The organism is Cytobacillus horneckiae (genome assembly GCF_002835735.1).
GTDB classification, from domain to species: Bacteria; Bacillota; Bacilli; order Bacillales; family Cytobacillaceae; genus Cytobacillus; species Cytobacillus horneckiae.
Genome location: NZ_PISD01000036.1, coordinates 24240 through 39375 on the forward strand (window position 1 = coordinate 24240; position 15136 = coordinate 39375).

The following is a 15136-nucleotide window of genomic DNA, read 5'->3' on the forward strand; positions in this document are numbered from 1 at the left end:
GACATGTTAAACAACAAAAAACCCTCTATTTAAAAGAGGGTTTCACAATTGTTATATTTATTTATCCGTCCCGAGAAGTTCACCATTCATTGCATCAACAATATAATCAATATCTTTATTACCATTTCTTACAGTCACTTCATAAATAGTACGTCCATCTTCTATTTCTAATGTCCATCCATCAATCTCGCCTTCTGTTTCATTTAACACAGATTCAATGGCTTTGTCAGGTAAAATGACGTTATCAATATCTAACGCATTTGTTTCTTTTTCTGTATTTTTTTCATCTTGATCAAGCGCTTCTTCGCCGGTATTAGTAAGTTCTTTTGTATTTGCATTTATTTCTGCTTCATATTCAGTCGTATCATCAACACCAGTGATTTCATACTTCCACTCTTTTAAATCACTATCTAGTTCAATCTTTGTAATAGAAGCATCTGCATATTTTTTCTTAAATTCATCTATTGCATCATTAAAACTCACTGACAGCTCCTCATTATTTAAATCAGGCTTTGCCGTTTGATTATCTGTTTGAGTATCATTTTGAGTATCATTTTGAGTATCATTTTGAGGCGGAGCTGATTGATCATTGTCTTGATTGCAGCCTATTAATAAAAACAAACATAATCCGCTAATCAATAAAAGTAATTTTTTCATACTTAATCTCCTTTATGTATAGATTTTATACCTTTATTATTCCTCTCTAATACCTATTTAAAACTTGGTATCACAAAAACATTCTAACTAAATATGAATAGTATAATCATTATCCATTGTTGGAGGGGTTAAAATGAACAGTCACATTAAAGAAATTCTAGGATCAGTCTTGTCTGTGATTGGAACAGTTGAAGCAGCAATTGGCAGTACGCCCTTCCAACAATTAAGCAAGGAGACAAAGTTTAATTTAAGTCTACAAGGGAACGTCCTTCAAGCAGCAGGTGCCAGTTTATCAGCTGACGGTCAGGGTTCATTGTCCCTTGAACTGATTGGGGATGAAATCCAGGCGATTGGCAATTCCACAGTAGTTGTCGGATTGCTTATACAATTTAATGATATCGTTAATCAAAAATTGATAATAACCGGTAATTGGCTTCAAGCCTTAGGTAGCTTCGTTGGTCTTACTGATGAATTTTTTGATTCCACCCCATCAGGTCGTGCGTTGAATATTGCAGGCGGCCTCTTGCAAGGGATAGGCAACTCCATGCAGGCTTTAGGCGGCACTGATCAACTTTATAACAATAATGATGAATATGGCCAATTTTTAGGTGTTAGCGGCAGCTGGATTCAAGCAATTGGATCTGTTTTATCTTTAATCGGACAAATTAAAGAAGAAACTGAGGAAATCCAATTAGGAATTAATGAATAAGATTTATTTACATGGAAAATTTCCAAAAAAATCAATAATTCAACAATAAGAGCTTTTACAAATTAAAGCTGCCTATGAACCCATCTTTGTAGCATAAAACGGAAAATCTGCCCATAAACTAGTAATAAAAACTAGGGAGTGCAGATTCAATGAGTGAATTTATTGTATGCGACCGATGTGGTGAGCTTGTCAGCTTTGAACTGACCGACATGGTAAATAAGAAGATTGTCTGCCCTGCTTGTCTTAAAAAGAAAGAAAGCAAGAATTATAAAAAATGACGCAAATTCAACAAAAAACCTTGATTGCTTGCTGCAATCAAGGTTTTAACTGGTTATATTTTAAATCCTCTTCTCTTTTTAAGCTTAATTGAAAAGCATTGATCACATACGCCTTTATTGTCGTAATACTCGTTCTTGTCGTCAATTTCTTGTTTACACTTAGAGCAAATCCATCGTTGTTTAACTTGCTCCATATGCTCATCTCCTCTTTTTATTTTTATGATTCGCTAAAAAACATTAAAACCCTCTATTTTTAACAGAAAATTCAAATAATATTATATAATTTAAAGCTTGCATGAGTTTTCAATGCACTTGAAATAATATAAAGAATCTTAAATAGAATGAGGGTGTTATTATTGAAGATCTTTATTTTATTTTCTATTATAGTCGTTCCGATTTTGATGTTTTTCTTTCAAACACGTTGGAACCTCTTGCACAAATTATTCTGTTTACTTTCAATCATTGCCACCATGATATTTGGATATATAACCGCTATTACAATTTATGACATAATAATTGATCAAACTGTGTTTATGACAAATGTCCATGCAGTGTTTCTAAATCCTATATTTTTATTAGCTGGTGCTTATATAGGCCTATTTATTACATACCATTTTATTTACCTGCTGTTTGCTTAAATTAAAGCACCTTATTTCCTTTTCTACTATTTTGCATTTATAATAAAAGAAAAAGTAAAATTCTGGAGGGGAAAAATGATGGGATTTTTAAATGGGTTACTCGGTAACGCTTCAACCATTAGCACAGATGAAGTAAAGAATGAATTAGGCGCCGTTTTAATACCTGGGGAAGATATTGATGCAGCATTCAAGTTAATCAGAGATTTATTGGTCTTCACTAATACACGACTCATCCTTGTTGATAAACAAGGGATTACTGGAAAGAAGATTGAATATCACACAATTCCCTATAAATCCATCTCACATTTTAGCGTTGAGACTGCCGGAAGGTTTGACTTAGACTCAGAGTTAAAAATATGGATATCCGGCGCAGATAATCCAGCAATTAATAAACAATTTGGTAAAAACAGCAGCATCAATGATGTTCAAAAGCTATTAGCGGCCGCTATCACACGGTCATAAGATTAACACCGCCTCTCTAAATAAGAGAGCGGTGTCTTTTCTATAGGATTCTCATTTATTATAGAATCGTTATGTGGTGGTGAATGCATTTGGTACTATTATTGTGAAGAATGAAGAAGAGGAGGTTTTGCAACAATGCTGAGCAGCGTAAAAGGAGTCAGTGATGAATTAATTATAGTGGATACAGGGTCAGCTGATGCCACGAAAGAAATAGCGAGGCAATTTACCGATAAAGTGTTTAATTTTGAATAGGTGGTCGATTTTGCTTCGAATACTGAATGGTTGTTACTGTTCACTGTTACATCAAAACTTTGTCTTTATAATACTGGCTCTGACTATACCCCCCTTGAGGAAATGTACAAAAGAAAAAATCTTTAGGCTATCGACCAAACGAAAAATTATCTCCCTCTTTCTCGTAGGCTTTACCTTTCACACGCTTGAAGAGGGAGACTTATTTCGGAAGAACGTTAATTTTCATTTTCTTATAATAGACCTTTCTAAAACTATAAAGAAATATCAGCACACCAACTATATTCTTAATTAAGTCCACTATTGAAAATGACCTAAATGGGACAAAAATTTGATGTACCTCATCAACTGCCCCATATGCTATTGAAAATAAAGCTGCAATGATTTCCTTTTTCATAGTTAATTTTCCAAATGTTAAAAGGAAAAAAATACAGAGCAAATAGAGAATCCCAAATTCAATTAAATGAGCCAATTCCAGAATAATTCCTGCGATAATCACAACATCCAAACTTATATAATCTGCATATTTAAGTAAGCCACTTGGATTAAAATAGCTTGATTGAATCCAAATAAAGGCCATATATAAGAAAATCAGAACCAATAAAATGATTTTTTTACCCATTACTGTTTTCCACTTGAATAGTAATCTCTAAAAAAGTCTTTATTTGGATAATCAGACTCGCTTATTTTCTTCAACACAAGATCTCTATCGTAATTCACGCGAATAATCGATGCTTGATAATTATTTTGTTGGACATCAATTAAACCGTAAGAAGATTTGTATTCTCCATCAAATGGCAACCCCACACTGCCTATATTCATCACACATTTTCCATTTACATATCTGATAAACGATTGGTGAATATGACCATATATACTGATGTCAGCTTCATCTAATTTGAGTTTCTCTTGCAAGATTTCATTTTTTTCATATGGAAAGACAACATCAAACAAACTTTGTGGGGTGGCATGAAAAGCATGGATCTTTACACCTTCTATGTCTCTCTTTATCGAGTGAGGGAGCTCCTTTAAATAATTCATTTCTGATTCTTCCAGTTGTTGAACTGCCCAATCACGCTCCTGCTGCATTAGCGAAAGCATGTTATCAGGAACCTCTCCCTGCTCAATTCCCCTTACTATCCATTCATCGCCATTTCCTTTAATGACCCACTCAGAATTGTGTCTAACCATTTTTAATGATTTAGCAGGCTCAATTCCGCGAAAGCTTATATCACCAAGAACGATTATTTCATCTACATGTCTCTTTTCAATGTCCTCCAATACCGCTTTAAGTGCTACTGCATTACCATGAATATCTGAAATAAAGGCAATCTTCATCCGAATCCTCCTCATTAATTTGATTAATGGTTAGTTTCTACTTTTTTCTTGGTGTTCCTTCTCTTCAGTTTAAAATTAAAAATCTGTTTAATATTAAAGGTATTTTTATGCTTAAATCCTTTATTAAATAAATTTAACGCCATCTTTTCATTATTCATTATTTTTTCCATATCCAGGACAACTGGTATAAGGATAGTGGTTTCGCCTTCAATTTCTTTTCCAACCTGGATGATATAAACGCCAAATATAATTCTTACCATTCTAAAAAAACGCTTTTCCATTAAGCCAATATAATACTTAGGACGGTACTCCTGAGCATGGTGATAAAAAATTTCAAGAAACCCTTCAAAATGTCCGTTTCTTTGAAAATCCTTATGTAAGCACAACTTATCAATTTCCCACACTCTTTCTTTATGTTCTTTCACCTTTTCTATTTTTGAAAACTGAAAATGCCCCTCAACCGTACTATTCGGATTTTCTTCATCGTATGGAATAAATTCGATGGTTCCTATCACTGTCTTTGAATGACTTGGCAATAGCAAAAGGTATCTTAATCCGCCTGTACTATATGGATCGTTGTACCAGCCATATAATTCGCAAAAATATTCCCATGTGTTTTCAAAAGTTTTTTGCTGATTTAAGGATAGGACAATTTCAAACATATAAGTCTCACCTTTCATTTTTGATAAAAAAAGCCCTTATGACTAAGTTTTTCCCAGTACATAAGGACTTTACTAATTAACTATCTAAACCTGGAATTTCAGGTTCTGGCTCTTCTGGCTTCGGGTCCTTGCCTCCGCCTCCTGGCGGTTTCCAACCTTTCATTGTCATACTAACTTCTAACTCTTCTAAGCTTAATTCTTTCCATTTCTTTTTCATCCTCATTCTCCTTTTTGTCAGATATGAAATTGTTTATTCTCCTTCATTGCAGGAGCAGTGCAGGAATTACATGACCTCCACCTGCCTCCCTAATAGCTTGCTGAATACTTGATTTTTCTCCAGTGATAATTGTTGAAAGCCGCCTTGCTGTACGACTTGTCCTTTGTCTAGGACAATGACTTGGTCTGCATTTCTTATTGTTGAAAGCCGATGGGCAATAACAATAATTGTTAATGTTCCCTTTAATTTTTCTATAGCCTCTTGAATTTTCAATTCACTCTCTGTGTCTAGCGAACTCGTAGCCTCGTCTAATACTAATAAAGAAGGCTTGCGTAAGATTGCCCTAGCAAGGACGATTCTTTGACGTTCTCCCCCTGATAGCTTAATGCCTCGATCACCAATAAATGTATCTAATCCATGCGGTAGTCTTTTTACAAACTCAGCAGCAGATGCAAAATCAAGGGCATTCCACAGATCGTCTTCAGTAGCAGCTGGCGAAATAAGCAATAGATTTTCCCGAATGCTTTCATTAAATAGGAAAGGGTCCTGAGGAACATAGCCGATGTTTTTACGGAGCATAAACAGGTTTTCCTTTGTTAGCTTCTGGCCATCTATTAGGATTTCTCCTTGTTCTGCCTGATTTAGCCCCATTATTAAATCGATTAGTGTACTTTTCCCTGCTCCAGAACGTCCGACTATAGCCGTCATTTTATTTGCAGGAATAAAAATATTAATATTTTTTAAAGCATATTGTTCTTGACTTCGGTTATAGCGGAAGTCAATTCCCCTGCAATCTATCCCGATATTTACTGGCATTTTTTCTTCTGCTGCTGTTGCATATTCAACTGATTGCTTACATTCCTCCTGCAATGTTTTAACTGCATTAAAGGAAGGTATTGCTGTTGCTATTTGTTCAAGTGAGGCCTGAATGCCAGCTACCCTCGGCCATAGCCTTGAAAATATCAAAATGATTAACAGTAAAACCCCAGCCTGCGCTTGGAAAACAAGAACTGATACAACAATAAATAATGCGATAAATAACGCTGAAGATATTTTATAAGTTAGCTGTGATGTCATTCTAATTGTCGTATATTCTATCTGCTCTTCTACCATCTTCGCTGTTATGGATCGTGCCCAAGCTAATCGTGATTTTTCCAGATTATTTGTTTTTATATCCTTAATCCCGTTAATATGGTCCGTCATGCCAGCTAAGAAATCCTTTCCAAGCCTATAGTTTCTAGAACCGAGCGCGCTTGACTTCTTTAAATATCGGCGATTAAGAAAAACAATAAAAACCCCTGCGATTAATACAAATATTGTTATTTCCACCGATAACCATAAGGCTATGCCAATTTGAATAAGAGAGAAAATGAATGCTGAGCACAATTGTAAAAATGAATTCGTCCCACCACTTGTTTTTGCTATCTCTGTGAGAAGAAGATTAATTAAATCTGATTTCCTATTCCTAATAAAGAACGACCAATCAGACCGTAATACATGCTCATATGTAGTCATCCGCAAATACCTTAAATATCCCATCTGAATTTGAACATTCCGAATCATAACGGCCCTTTCAATTAAATGATGGACAATCACTATGCAAACATAAATACATAGAATAATAGGCAGTGCCACAGAGGGAGGGAAATCATTAAAAAGGGTAAATCCGGTAAACATTGTTTCCTCTAAACCTAAGTCTACAATACCTGTCATGCTGATTAATGGTACGAGCAACAAAAGGCCGATTCCATCAAGCAGACCGATGAATGTCATGGCAATAAGATTTATATATAACTTCTTTCCTGCAAACGTTTGAATCTGTTTAACGAAGTATAAAAGATCTTTCAAGATGACATCCTCCTGTTAAGCAAAACATTTTAATGTTCATTATAAAGAACAAGGGTTCCAAAAAAAATCCCCTTATTTTTCAGGGGTTCTTCGTTCTTTATTAAGAACTTATTAATAATAAAATATCATCACTTTATTTTTGTGTCAATCATTTTTAGGTATTAATTCCTAATTTTCTTCATTATAAAAAAAAGTAAAACTTCCGGATACATTCGCCCTGTCTAATACTAATGATCTAACATAGTTTAGTTAATAAGTGCTTGACCCATTTTTGAAAGGGAAAAGGTGAAACTTCATGACTGGTTCTTATTTACTGGAATTATCCAGGTGGAATGTAAAAAATGATGGAACAAATGCAGTTACTACATCTGCAGGTATTAATAACGCATTATCTTGGGCCGCTACAGAAGGCTTTGCAGAGCTGGTGCTCCCAAACGGAGTTTATTTAATTGACGAAAATAACCCCATCATTCCCCAAAGTTTTTTAACATTGAATTTAGGAGGTGCTACATTACGTATTCGGGATAATAGCTTGCCAAGTTACTCAATTATTCTCCTGAACAACAAACAGCATGTACGAATAATTAACGGTAAAGTTGAGGGGGACCGATACACACACAACTATGATAGTGGTGGAACACATGAATTTGGAGTTGGAATTAATCTTCGATTTGGTTCAAAAAATATAACTATTGAAGATCTCGAAATATATAATACCACTGGTGATGGTATTATAGGTCTAACTTCTTACGGAGGAATTGGCGGAGGATTTCCTCAACTACCTGGTAACTTAGAGCAAGGTGGAATAAATACTACTAACGGAACATTGACCCCTGATACTAACAGAATTCGCTCCTCAATTAATATTCCAATGGTTCCCCAAATCACAAATCTCGGTTATTTCGGTCTCTACGGTGACAGCTATGGAGGAATTGGCAACGAAATATCTACTGATACTTTTGATGTTATTTTCTATAAAAGCAACAATTCATTTTTATCCTCTATTACAGATTTACATTTCTTCGATGAAATTGAAGTTCCAACTGAAGCAAGCTACGCAAAAGTTGTCCTGCATCAATCTACGATTCCTACTCCACAAGGCATACGAATAACAATAAGAACCCCTGAATTCCCTAAACATATATATATTGAAAAATGTAATATCCACCATTGCCGAAGATTAGGAGTCGCCATTTGCGGGATGAAGCAATGCTATATTAGAGGATGTGAAATTCATCATATAAGTGGTACCTCACCTGCTGGCGCGATTGATATTGAAGATGGCTATGATTTAAATCAATACATCTATATAGATGAAAATAATATTTATGATAACAAAGCTTATAATATCATTGTTATTGCTGGCAGGCATATCAACATTACTAGCAATCGCATACAGCAAGGTATCTTTACAATCAATTCAGGTGCAGATAAAGTAATTGTATCTGATAATCATTTTCATAATAGTGATCCTCGTTTAAGTGGCGAAACCATTTTTTCTAACAATCACATTTATAATAGTAGGATGAGACTTTTAGGCACCTCTGAAGCATTAGTGAATAATTGCAAGTTTCATAACAGTGCTATTAACTTTGATAAACAAAAGGCATATGTTGCACAAATAAATAACTGTAAGTTTTTATTTGATGATGACTTTTACCTTGCTTCTTCTAACCCCGGTGCTCCATTAATCTTTAGTATAGAACCGCAAACAATCTCCAATTCAGTTTTTGAAGGTAGCGGTCAAGAAGCTTTTACTGTTGTTCCCGCTGGTGCATATGATTGGCAATTAGAGAATGTTTCTTTTATTAATATTAAACATCGAAGCAATAGGGTAACCGGATTGCCTCCTGGTACCTATAATGGTTGTCAATTTATTCATTCCGGTCGTCTGAACAGCAATCCGGGACCGAACTTCTCTAAATTCGAATTTAATAACTGCTACTTTAAGTGGGATTCATATCCATTGTTTTATATCGGTTCTTCTATTAAAGTTGATACTTTAATCATTTCAAATTGTTATTTTTATAATCCATCTACGAGTGATTATGCCTTTTACATGAATGGAAATTGGGGAAATATACTCTTTTCAAACAATACTTTCAACTACCTTAATGGCAGCAGCAGCTCCATGATAGAAATAACTAGAACCGCTTCAATAGAATCGTTTGCTTTAACAAGCAATACCTTCTTGGCAAAAAATATGAATGCAATCAAATCCGATAACTCTCCAACCGTTAAATTGTTTGCTAAAGATAATATTCTTTTTAATACTCGGCTCCAACTAAGTAATTCCCATTTACGGTTTGATAATATCATTGATAATATAAGGTATCCTTAGTTAAATATTTTGACTATCAGCAATTGCTGATAGTCTTTTTATTTCATAAATAATTAAATATAATGATTTCTAGGGATTTTTTTTCTATATAATTTTTTTATTGGATTAAGCAATAGACTCTTCTCATAGCTATTCATCGAAGATATCCACGTGATAGAAAGATATATAATTGAGAATGATATGATTTTAATTATTAGAACAAGCCAGTTACTAGCTAATATCAAAGGGTTGATCATCCAGCCGTAAATGATACTTAAAGTAATTGGCAAGCTCATCGAAAGCATATTTATCCAAAATCGATAAATATTTAATTTTATTTTTCTCCAATAATAAATGTTCATAATGATAATATTTCCTAAAGTAAATGAAAAACCTGTCGCAATTGCACAACCAATCACTCCCCAAAATTCTATAAAATATATCGTGAGAATAACATTAAGGATCGCCATAAAAAGATTAATAACCGTTTTAAACCCCTGCATATTCTTTGCTTGAAGAATTATTCCACCCATACTTTGGATAAGACTTACAAGCATAGGTATTAGAATAATCAAGGCAATTAAATAAGATTGGCTGTATTCAGCTCCTACCCACAATTGGATAAACTCTTTACCGAAAACAATAAACCCACTTAATGCAAATGCAATAATAATGTATTGAATTCTGCCTATTTTAATAAATAAGTTTGAAATCTCATCATTTGTAGCTTCTTTCGTAACCATTCTAGAAACCTTTGCTAAAAATACATTAGAGATAGCACTTGAAAAACCAGAAAAATATCCAGTAAATGAGGCTCCTATAGCATAAATAGAGACAGCGATTGTTCCGCTATATATTCCTAATAATACTTGATCTGTTGACCAATAAAGCTGTCCAATGACTAAATTCAGAAAGATAAATGACGAAAATATAATTACTTCTTTAAATAACTTCTTTTCAACACTTATAAATGATACTTTTATGTTTAATTTTTTATAACAGTAGAAAATATTGATTATGATCGTTATAACAGTAATAGATGTTGTAACAATAGTCATTGTAATCGATCCATACCCCATCATTAAAAGAGGTAACATAATTAAGGGGTTTAACAATGAAGTGAAGATTACAATTATTTTTTGAAAGATAAATCTTTCATGTGCTAAAATAATCACACTAAACATACCTAAACCAATCCCAATAGATAGGTTAACAACCATAATGCCCATAATCACTTTTAGCTTAAATAATTCGACTGGGGTTAAAGAAGAGGAAAACACGACATCGGCATTTAGCGTAAGAATCGTTCCAATGATTAAAGCCAAAAAGCCTAAAACAATATACATAATAAAAAACATGCCGTATAGCTTTGAACAGTTTTGTTCATCCTCTAATGCCTTATATTTGGCAATATATCTTATTAAAGCATTACCCAATCCAAAATTTAATACACTAACATATCCAGCTGCAGAAGTAGCCAAACTATAAAGTCCATATTCAGATTGCCCTAATAAACTTAACATGATAGGTGTATATATGAGGGAAATGGCACTATTTAAAAATAGTAGTACATAAGATAATATTGCCCCAGCTTTTAGTTGACTTTTCATTTTAAACCTTCCGTCTTAATTTGTAGTTTTTGGACTTTTAATAAGGTTATCTTTATCTAAAAATAGTAGTTTATTACTTTCTATTATTTCCTTAATTCCTTTGTACAGTCTTTCAGGATCATTCACAGGTACAATCTTTCCGATTTTTCCATCGTCCATATGCTCTTTAGCCCCTGTAAAATTTGTGCAAATAATCATTTTATTAAATATTTTTGCTTCAGCTACTGTCATACAATAGCCTTCATGTCTAGAAGGCTGCACATACAAATCACATTGCTTCATAAAAGGATACGGGTTACTGTCCGACCCTAGTAACAAAAAATGTTCTTTCATATTTAACTTTTTTATTAATCTTTCATATTCTTGTATTGCTATTCCATCACCTATGCAATACCATCTTACGTTCATCCCGTCTTTAATAAGCTTTGCTGCAGCTTTTATTGCTATATCCTGGCCTTTTTCGAATGACAACCTGCCAACAGTCAAAATCCTTATGCCATTATAATTGTCTTTAAATCCTTCACTAATATTTGCTTGCCGGATGATCATTTCCTTAGAGATTAAATTTGGAAATACAAATATCTTGTTTTTTAATGATGGGGTGAGTTTAACTAAGCAGTTTTTTGCTTCTTCAGAAACAACATTTACCTGATAAAAATATTCGTATACTTTTTTTGCAAACCTTGTATTAAAGCCTATCTTCGTTACATCAAAATGAATCCATTGGATTTTCTTCTTTGCTTTTACTTTATGAGCAATAAAAAAGCTTATGAAGTCCATTGGACCAGCATAAGCGATTGCAATATCATACTCTTCACTTGGTTTCGGATAATTTCTAAGAATATAACGATAAAATAGAGATTTTTCTTTTGTCATTTTAGATACAATAAATAAAATTAAATAGATGAAAAAATAATGAAACTTTAATTCCCTCAAGTAATCAAACGCTATCAAATGAAGTGGCTTTTTAATCAATGGCTTGAATTGATCATGCCCATCTATATAGTCCACCTTTACCCAATCTGGAATAAAACTAAGAAACCCTCCAAATTTCTCTAGCATCAGAACAGTAATCTCATATTTATCCTTCGGTATTTCATTGATCATATTTAAGAGCGCTCTCTCTGTCCCACCTACGTTCATATTAATAACCATAAACAGTATACTTTGCTTTTTCATTGAACCACTTGCTTTCTTTCCTCAATTAATTGATAAAACTTATCAAGCTCTTCAATATTTCCTTTTTTCTCTGAAGACAGGTATGCAAGAATATGATTATAAATAGCTTGATTTCTTATCAGCCTTACAATACCTTCATAAACTGCTTTACCATTCATGTCTACGACAAGTCCGTTTTCACCGTCTATCATTTGATTAAATACAGCATCAAACTTTGTGGTAACTATAGGAATATTCAACATTCTGGCTTCAGCAATAGCTAAACCAAAACCCTCAAATCTTGATGTTTGCACATAAATATCAGCATTTTTTATATAAGGGTATGGATTTGCTTTAACACCTAATAAAATAAAATTTTCTATCAAATTGTATTCTTTTATTTTCTCCTTAATCACTTTTTCCAAGGGACCTTTTCCTAATACATACCACCTAAACTTATGACCTTTTTCTTTAAGCATTTTACATGCTTCTAATGCCATATCATATCCTTTTTGTTGTGCGAGTCTACCGATTGTAAGTATCCTGAGACCATCATAATCATCTTCATAACTTTTTCCTATTCCCGCCATTCCAGAAATAAGTTTAGGGTTATTAATGTCATAAATAACTTCTATTCGTTCCGAATATTCCGGAAATGTTTCCGACAAAACTTCCTTAGTTGAATCAGAAACTGCAACGATTTTATCATAAAGATTATAATATTTTCTTTGAAACACTTTATCGTTTTCTTCTAAGCGATAACTAACATTCACCCACGCATATTTTTTCTTAGCTTTAATTTTTTCAGCAACATAGAAAGTGGGGACACCTTGTGCGTAACTGATTGCAATATCATATGTCTTTGGATTATTTTCTATTACATTAGAAATACTCTTCCAAAAAACTCTAGCTTTCTGAGCATTACTGTATTTTTTCTTTCGAATACTCATTGAATATTTCATTCTAGCAATTAATAAATTTATATTTACATTTGCAATAGAATAATATATAGCTTCTGATAAGTTCATATTGGAAAATTCAGTGTATTTTAGCGGCTCTAAAATATTAACTTCATTTGGTACTAATTTTTCAAGTTCACCACCATGACCAAACAGCATTAGGTCTACTGAGTACTTTGAATAATTCAATAATGACAATAATGTAACTAAACTCTTTTCTGCTCCAGCACATTCTAATGAATCTATTACAAATAACATCTTTGTTTTCACAATTACTCACATCTCTTTTTCTTTAACTATTAATTAAACATCTATAGATTTCATTAAACTGATAATATGTTTTCAGCCCACTAAATTTAATATGATTATTGAAAAGTACATTTTTATTTTTATGACCATTTGATTGCACATTATGCTAGTATCCTTATAATTTATATTTTAATTTTGTCCTTTACAATCGTTGATGAAACCCCTTTAGTATACGGTAAATAAACAATGTCCACTCCAACTTTGTTTAACTGGTTTTCCACTTCATTAAAGAGCGAGTCGCCCTTCCAATCATCACCGACAAACATGACATCGAATTTTAATTCTTCCCATGCTAAGAATTTATTTCTATTCGTTTGTGAAACGACTTTGTCTACATACTTAATACCCTCAATGATTTCTATTCTTTCCTTATGTTGGATAACAGGTCGTTTATTCTTATAATCTTGTACAAGCTCATCTGTGCTTACCCCTACAATAAGAAATTCGCATTGTTCCTTTGCTCTTCTCAAAATATTCAAATGCCCCACATGAAATAAATCAAAAACACCTGTCGTATAACCTAATTTATACGGCTTCATTCATTTCCCTCCTATTTTCTTCAAAGCAAATTTCGTTAATTTTCTCGGCTAGCATTTTTGATGCATGACCATTTTCAAAGGTTCCAATACTATTCAAAAACCTTTTAACTTTTGCTTGATACTGTTTATAATCATGTTTTTTTAATTGCTCTATAAGTATTGGAAATGTTTCAGCTGCAGGAAAAGGCAAATCCTTTACATCAAAATATAGATTTCTTTCATTTTTTATATAACTTTTATAATCAGGAATATAAAGAAAACACGGCTTTTTCGAAATAGCATAATCAAACATTAATGAAGAGTAATCTGTTATTAGTACATCTGCAATCATAAGGAGCTCTTGAATATCTTGATGTTTCGTTACATCAATTACATTTTTATCATTTATGATTTCATAAGATTGAGATAGTAAATGCGGATGCAGCTTGACTAAACAAAGCCATTCACCTCCAAATTTATCTTCTAATGCTTGCTTCAGCATATTAAATTCAAGCTGGTAAACTGTAACGTCATTATTATTACGAAATGTAGGTGCATATAGGTAAATTTTCTTATGTGCTGGTATGTTCAACTCACTTAAAAGCTCCTGCCTAATATTTTGAGGCTGAGCAAACAGCAAATCATTTCTTGGTGTGCCATATTCAAAAATCTCACCTTCATACCAAAAAGACCTCCTGAAAATATCTGTACTATATTGACAGCCAGATAATAGGAGATCGCATTTTCTCGAATCTTTTTTCGCCATTTTAATATAAGAAGCTGCAAGTGTGGATTCCGTATCTTTTTCTATTTGCTTTAACCTTAATGAGCTATGCCAGGTTTGGATATAGTATTGACTCTTTCTCTTCATAAAAATATCATTTGTTCTAAAATTCGTAATCACAACTTTTGCTGTACACAAATCATAAAAGTATCTCAATGACATCGTTTTAACTATTCTCATATCCTTCATGCTTTCTCTTTTACTTAAATCATTAAATGCCCAAACGATATCAAAATAACCTTTAGGATAGTTTTTTAATATATATTCTGTAAGGTATCTTGGATTACAGCCATACTGACTTCCATAATAACTATAAAAGAATAGTTTATTTTTCTTTATAGGAAACAAACGAAAAAAATAGACAATACTTAAAGCAATAATATTTCTACATTTTTCTATTACCATGCCATCTACCTACTC

General features: G+C 33.0%; 15 protein-coding genes. 3 read left to right on the top strand and 12 right to left on the bottom strand.

Going from position 1 to position 15136, the window contains the following annotated elements:
• Positions 1-57: 57 nt before the first annotated feature.
• Positions 58-657: a PepSY domain-containing protein gene (locus CWS20_RS16785; protein ID WP_066190844.1), complete on the bottom strand. Its 600-nt coding sequence runs from the start codon at positions 655-657 to the stop codon at positions 58-60.
• Positions 658-790: 133 nt separating this feature from the next.
• On the opposite strand from CWS20_RS16785, the gene CWS20_RS16790 reads away from it, so the two are divergent.
• The gene (locus CWS20_RS16790; RefSeq protein ID WP_066190842.1) at positions 791-1366 is read left to right on the top strand and encodes a DUF6944 family repetitive protein; all 576 of its coding nucleotides are present in this window, start codon (positions 791-793) and stop codon (positions 1364-1366) included.
• A 315-nt stretch (positions 1367-1681) separates the two neighbouring features.
• Here CWS20_RS16790 and CWS20_RS28080 read toward each other — a convergent pair whose 3' ends face one another.
• Positions 1682-1846, bottom strand: coding sequence for a hypothetical protein (locus tag CWS20_RS28080; protein WP_157090483.1), 165 nt, complete (start codon positions 1844-1846; stop codon positions 1682-1684).
• Positions 1847-2360: 514 nt separating this feature from the next.
• On the opposite strand from CWS20_RS28080, the gene CWS20_RS16800 reads away from it, so the two are divergent.
• Positions 2361-2744, top strand: a complete 384-nt coding sequence (locus tag CWS20_RS16800; RefSeq protein ID WP_066190835.1) for a PH domain-containing protein — start codon at positions 2361-2363, stop codon at positions 2742-2744.
• A gap of 451 nt (positions 2745-3195) precedes the next feature.
• On the opposite strand, the gene CWS20_RS16810 is transcribed toward CWS20_RS16800, so the two are convergent.
• The 5 genes from CWS20_RS16810 to CWS20_RS16825 all read right to left on the bottom strand — a co-directional run bounded on the left by CWS20_RS16810 (position 3196) and on the right by CWS20_RS16825 (position 7058).
• Complete coding sequence (locus tag CWS20_RS16810; protein ID WP_066190832.1) at positions 3196-3615, bottom strand: VanZ family protein; 420 nt, start codon at positions 3613-3615, stop codon at positions 3196-3198.
• Positions 3615-4331, bottom strand: coding sequence for a metallophosphoesterase family protein (locus CWS20_RS16815; RefSeq protein ID WP_066190829.1), 717 nt, complete (start codon positions 4329-4331; stop codon positions 3615-3617). Before CWS20_RS16815 ends, CWS20_RS16810 begins: the two co-directional genes overlap by 1 nt.
• Positions 4332-4354: 23 nt before the next feature.
• A complete protein-coding gene (locus CWS20_RS16820) occupies positions 4355-4993 on the bottom strand; it encodes a hypothetical protein (RefSeq protein WP_066190826.1) in 639 nt (212 codons plus the stop codon).
• 76 nt (positions 4994-5069) lie between these two features.
• The gene (locus tag CWS20_RS27765) at positions 5070-5210 is read right to left on the bottom strand and encodes a paeninodin family lasso peptide (RefSeq protein ID WP_158237013.1); all 141 of its coding nucleotides are present in this window, start codon (positions 5208-5210) and stop codon (positions 5070-5072) included.
• 66 nt (positions 5211-5276) lie between these two features.
• A complete protein-coding gene (locus CWS20_RS16825; RefSeq protein ID WP_066190822.1) occupies positions 5277-7058 on the bottom strand; it encodes an ABC transporter ATP-binding protein in 1782 nt (593 codons plus the stop codon).
• A gap of 295 nt (positions 7059-7353) precedes the next feature.
• Here CWS20_RS16825 and CWS20_RS16830 point away from each other — a divergent pair, with 295 nt between their 5' ends.
• Positions 7354-9399, top strand: coding sequence for a right-handed parallel beta-helix repeat-containing protein (locus CWS20_RS16830; RefSeq protein WP_066190818.1), 2046 nt, complete (start codon positions 7354-7356; stop codon positions 9397-9399).
• Between the two features lie 53 nt (positions 9400-9452).
• Here the strand turns inward: CWS20_RS16830 and CWS20_RS16835 are convergent, their stop codons facing one another.
• From CWS20_RS16835 to CWS20_RS16855, 5 genes are all read right to left on the bottom strand, one after another.
• Positions 9453-10988 carry an oligosaccharide flippase family protein gene (locus tag CWS20_RS16835; protein WP_066190815.1) on the bottom strand — a complete coding sequence of 512 codons (1536 nt, stop codon included), beginning with the start codon at positions 10986-10988 and terminating at the stop codon, positions 9453-9455.
• Positions 10989-11003: 15 nt separating this feature from the next.
• Entirely contained in the window at positions 11004-12167 is a 1164-nt protein-coding gene (locus tag CWS20_RS16840; RefSeq protein ID WP_066190812.1) for a glycosyltransferase, read from the bottom strand.
• On the bottom strand, positions 12164-13375 hold the full coding sequence (locus CWS20_RS16845; protein WP_066190807.1) for a glycosyltransferase: 1212 nt from the start codon (positions 13373-13375) through the stop codon (positions 12164-12166). The genes CWS20_RS16840 and CWS20_RS16845 overlap by 4 nt, the downstream gene beginning before the upstream one ends.
• 161 nt (positions 13376-13536) lie before the next feature.
• Complete coding sequence (locus CWS20_RS16850) at positions 13537-13953, bottom strand: FAD synthase family protein (protein ID WP_066190804.1); 417 nt, start codon at positions 13951-13953, stop codon at positions 13537-13539.
• The gene (locus tag CWS20_RS16855) at positions 13940-15121 is read right to left on the bottom strand and encodes a CDP-glycerol glycerophosphotransferase family protein (RefSeq protein ID WP_066190800.1); all 1182 of its coding nucleotides are present in this window, start codon (positions 15119-15121) and stop codon (positions 13940-13942) included. The genes CWS20_RS16850 and CWS20_RS16855 overlap by 14 nt, the downstream gene beginning before the upstream one ends.
• Positions 15122-15136 lie beyond the last annotated feature (15 nt).